This is a genomic window from Tissierella sp. P1 (genome assembly GCF_002266425.1).
GTDB classification, from domain to species: Bacteria; Bacillota; Clostridia; order Tissierellales; family Tissierellaceae; genus Tissierella; species Tissierella carlieri.
In genome coordinates this window covers 1-5,214 of record NZ_NPMN01000066.1, presented here as the reverse complement: position 1 = coordinate 5,214, position 5,214 = coordinate 1, and the positions used below count along the sequence as shown (strand labels likewise).

At 29.7% G+C, this 5,214-nt stretch carries 3 protein-coding genes; all 3 read right to left on the bottom strand.

Translation table 11 applies throughout. The features are described from left to right. Positions 1-72: 72 nt before the first annotated feature. Positions 73-1,443 (bottom strand): sodium:alanine symporter family protein, encoded by a 1,371-nt coding sequence (locus CIW83_RS21610; RefSeq protein WP_094904494.1) that lies wholly within the window; start codon positions 1,441-1,443, stop codon positions 73-75. 366 nt (positions 1,444-1,809) lie between these two features. After that, complete coding sequence (locus tag CIW83_RS21605) at positions 1,810-3,147, bottom strand: sigma-54-dependent Fis family transcriptional regulator (RefSeq protein WP_094904493.1); 1,338 nt, start codon at positions 3,145-3,147, stop codon at positions 1,810-1,812. Positions 3,148-3,202: 55 nt separating this feature from the next. Next, positions 3,203-4,525 carry a replication-associated recombination protein A gene (locus CIW83_RS21600; RefSeq protein ID WP_094904492.1) on the bottom strand — a complete coding sequence of 441 codons (1,323 nt, stop codon included), beginning with the start codon at positions 4,523-4,525 and terminating at the stop codon, positions 3,203-3,205. Between the last annotated feature and the right edge of the window lie 689 nt (positions 4,526-5,214).

The window sequence follows — 5,214 nt, the reverse complement described above, 5'->3', positions numbered from 1 at the left end:
CTGACTATTCATATGTGCCTCCTAAAATATTTTACTAAAAATCATGAAGATAATTCAATCCTTGTAATCTATCTATTTTGCTCTAGCTTTTGGATAAAAAGCAGGATTGTTAAAGAAATCATCCTTCAATTCCTTAACTTGATTTCTCATCAATACTAATCCTATCATATTAGGAATGATAATAGATGCTAGCAGTATATCTAAGAAACTATATAGGAACTCAATACCACCATATGCACCTAAGAAAATAGCTACTAAGTAAACAAATTTCATTACTTGGGCAAATTTTGTTCCAAATAAATATTCAGCTTGTTTTTCACCGTAGAATACAATAACTATAATCGTTGAAATTACAAATAATGTAATACTTAAAGTTACAATTCCACCACCAAGATTATATCCCAGCAATGATTGGAATGCTCTTGCAGGCATACTAGCCGCTTCTGACGCAGGAACAGTCTTCCATAATCCAGTTGTTAAAACAACCATAGCTGTCATAGAACAAACCATTAAAGTATCAACTATTATTTCAAATATACCCCAGAATGCTTGACGAACTGGATGATCAGTTACTGCAGCAGCATGAGCTATAGGAGCAGTACCCATACCAGCTTCGTTAGAATAAGTACCTCTTGCAACTCCACGGCTAATAGCTTGTGATATAGCAGCACCACCGAATCCACCAATAGCAGCCATAGGAGTAAATGCATGTTTAAATATCAAAACAAGAATAGAAGGTAATTCACCAATATTTACAATAGTAATCACTAGTGCACCTAATAAATAAAGTCCTGCCATAAAAGGAACCAATTTTTCTGAAACTTGAACTATTCTTTGAATTCCACCATAAACAACAATACCTACTAAAATAGCAACTGCTGCTCCTGAAACCCAGTTTGGAATATTAAGAGTTGCAGCTGTTTGTACTACTGAAACAGTTTGAGTAGCTACAGATGGAATAATTTCAAGCATTAAGAAAAATGCAAAAAATTTACCTAACCATGGCATATTTAACCCCTTATCTAAATAATATTGAGGTCCACCAACAAACTCTCCAAGTTCATTTTTCTGTCTATACTTAATACCTAAGACAATCTCACTAAATTTTGAGGCACTACCTATTAAAGCAGTAATCCACATCCAAAAAACTGCACCGGGTCCGCCAAAAGCTATGGCAACAGGTACACCAACAATATTAGATGCACCTATTGTAGAAGCTAAAGCAGCAGTAGCAGCTTGGAAAGGTGATACAGTACCTTCGCCTTTTTCAGGCTTTTTAAGCATCTTACCGAATGTTTCTTTACAAATGTAGCCAAAATACTTAAATTGGAAAAAACCTAAAGAAAAACTAAGAATTAATCCGCCACCAAATAAAATAACAAGCATTGGCGTTCCCCAAATCCAATTAGAGATGTTGACAATAAAGTTTACAAATGAATCCATTCTTTGCTTCCTCCTTAAAATAAATTTAATTTCTATACCCATATATTATAGCAAATTTCATGCCAATAAAGTCAATTATGAATATAGTTAATTTTCAGTATATTTTGATACTTTTTTATCAAACAAAAAAGGTTTTTTATGGGAAGATTTCCTTTTTTGTTTCCTCATTAAAATAATTTTAATTCCTACATCTATTATTAGAGCAAAATTTATATCAATAAAGTCAATTATGAATATGAATAATTTTCAGTATATTTTGATACTTTTTTATCAAATAAAAAAGATATTTTATGGTAAAATTTCTTTTACCGTAAAATATCTTTTACGTTTTATATATGAATTATTCACATATACTAACATATTATATCATTTTATATATTTATCTATCTTGTATTTTAATAATTGCTTTGAAATTTTTAGGGATTTAGCTGTTAAGCTTAAATTATTCTGATGAGTTTTATACGCTTCTAAAATAATATCTTTTTCGTGATTTTCTAAATATGATTTTAAATCATAACCAGAACTCTCTAAAACTTTTATAGCAGAAATATTTTTACTTTCAAAAATTCTTCTTGGTACATCTTTTATTGTAATCTCATTTCTTATAATAGTATTAAAACTACCCTCTATTATATTTCGAAGTTCTCTAATATTTCCAGGCCAATGATATTCTTCAAATGCAGAAAGTAACTCTTCTGAAATTGGTTTTACATTATAGTCTAATTCTTGATTATATCTTTCTATATAATAATTAGATAAAAGTTCAATATCATCTTTTCTAGCAATCAAATCAGGTAAAATAATTTGAACCACTGAGAGCCTATAATATAAGTCATTTCTCATCCTGCCTTCTTTTACAAGTTTTTCTGGGCTTTCATTTAATGCTACAACAATTCTTATATCTAAAGGTATTTCTTGTGTTCCTCCTATTCTCCTAATTCTTTTCTCTTCAATCGCCTTTAAAAGCTTCACTTGTGATACGGGACTTAATGAATTTATTTCATCTAAAAATAAGGTTCCCCCTTTAGCTAGCTCAAAAAGCCCTTCTTTATCTTCAGCAGATGTAAAGCTTCCTTTTGCTGTACCAAATAAAATGCCCTCAAGTAAATTTTCTGGTATAGCACCACAATTCTGAGAGATAAAAGGACCATATCTTCTATTACTACAGTTATGAATAGAGTGTGCTACTAATTCCTTTCCTGTACCAGTATTACCTTGAATCAAAACAGTAGACTCTGTTTTTGATACCCTACGAATCTTTTCTTTAATTTCAAGCATTCTAGGGTTTTGGGTTATTATATCATCAATTGTATAGCATGTACCATTTTCTTTATAGCATATTTCATGCTTATAAAGTCTATTGCATATACTAGCATTATCCTCATTTACAATATCTGCAAATTCAATTGCTCCTATTATCCTACCATCCTCTATAAGTGGATATGTGGACCCAACCTGATATACTAAATTATTTCTTTGAGTTTTTAATCCTTGTTTCAAATTAATAAAGGATTTTCCAGTTTTTATGGCAGCAATCATGGAACTATTGTTATTATCTAAATTCTTGTAAAGAGAGGTGAGCTTTCTTCCCATAGTATTCTCCAACATCAAATCATAAACAGGTAAATTATTCATAGTAAAATAAATAATTTCGCCTTTGTTATTTACGATAACTACATTCTTAGAATCATATTGTTCAAACATACTATCACCCACTAATATTTTTTATAAATTTAAAAATAACTGATAATTCTATTTATTATAATTCTTTACCATAAGCTAATAATCTGTTCTTTATTTCTTTTTCATATCCATTTTCTGTAGGCTCATAATATTTCTTACCTAGAAGTTCTTTAGGTAAATATTCTTGTGAAATAAATGCTCCTTCATAATCATGAGGGTATTTATAACCTATACCATTTCCTAAATTTTTAGCTCCTGGATAAGAACCATCTCTTAAATGAATTGGAACTTTACCTATTTCTTTAGCTCTTATATCTTCTAAAGCTTTATCTATACCAACATAGGCTGCATTGCTTTTTGGAGCTGTAGCTATATACACTGCAGCTTGAGCTAATGGTATTCTTCCTTCTGGCATACCTATTACATTTATAGCATTGAAGGCTGATACTGCAATAGTCAATGCATTTGGATCAGCGTTTCCTACATCTTCTGAAGCACATATGATTATACGCCTTGCGATAAATTTAGGATCTTCTCCTGCATTAATCATCTTTGCTAGCCAGTACAGAGTTGCATCTGGATTTGAGCCTCTCATACTTTTAATAAATGCGGAAATAGTATCATAATGCTCGTCCCCATTTTTATCGTATCTAGCTGTCTTTATTTGAATAGACTCTTTTATTGTATCCAAATCTATTTTGATAACTCCACTCTCGTCTCTAGGTGTTGAAAGTACTCCTATTTCAAGAGAGTTAAGTATAGTTCTACCATCTCCATCTGCTATGGTAATTAAATAATCTATTGCTTCCTCCGTTATATTTATTTTATATTCTCCTAACCCTTTGTCATTATTAAATAAAGCATTATTTATAAGTTTCTTTAGGTTATCTCTAGTCAATGATTCTAACTTTAAAATCATAACTCTAGATAATAAAGCTTTATTTACCTCAAAATAAGGATTTTCTGTAGTAGCCCCTATTAAAATAATTATTCCTCTTTCTACAAAGGGAAGTAATGCATCTTGCTGAGATTTGTTAAATCTATGTATCTCATCTACAAAAAGAATAGTCCTTTTATTATATAGCTTTAAATTTTCTTCTGCTCTATCCATTACTTCTCTAATATCCTTTACTCCCGATGTTACAGCAGATAATTTTTCAAATATCATATTTGTACTATTAGCTATTATCATAGCTAGAGTAGTTTTACCAGTTCCAGGAGGTCCGAAAAATATCATCGAAGTAATTCTATCTGCCTTTATTGCTCTATTTAAAAATTTACCCTCTCCTAAGATATGCTCTTGTCCTACAAATTCATCTATTTTCTCAGGTCTCATTCTATCAGCTAAAGGTGCATTTCTCTTCAATTTTTCTTCCATACTTAAAGTAAATAAATCCATATTATCACCTAATTAATTTTAGTTATATATAATATTATACTATAGCAGTTAACTGAATTAGTCAATTTGTAAAAGTTAGGATATAATGATTCAGCAATATCTATACGATTTAAGATGATTTATTTTTAATTCTAAAAATAAGAAATTATTTTACTGATTCTTCCTCAATATTCTTGTTAGATATAAAACTTATATCTTTTTGAAGTTTTCATATGAGCTTTAATTTATGTTTCAATTCTTTCAAAAGCTTTTCTTATCTTACTTTTAATACTTGCTTATTTCATAAAGTTATTATACTTATTATTATACCATATTTCTATTCCCAAAAGTTACTTCATCGTCTTCTATTACTATAATTTTCATATAGGTAAGTATTTACAATTTACTATAATTCACAGCAATCTTTATAACTTCTTGTTTACATGTCAGATGGAACTTTTCTATTATAAATCCTAAACAGCTAGAAGGACACTGTGTTAATAGTGTCCTTCTCCATTTCCCTCAACCTTAAGTGAGGTTTCACTTTTTCAGCTACAATTTATCTTTATCTAATTATTTTTTAATAGATTCATAATAGTTTTATATACTAGTACAGGTGCTACTTCAAAAGAATATTTTTTCTCTATTCTTTCCGTGAATTTATGAGCATCTTTACCAAAAGCTCCTATGTCTAATACTGGTAAGTCTAG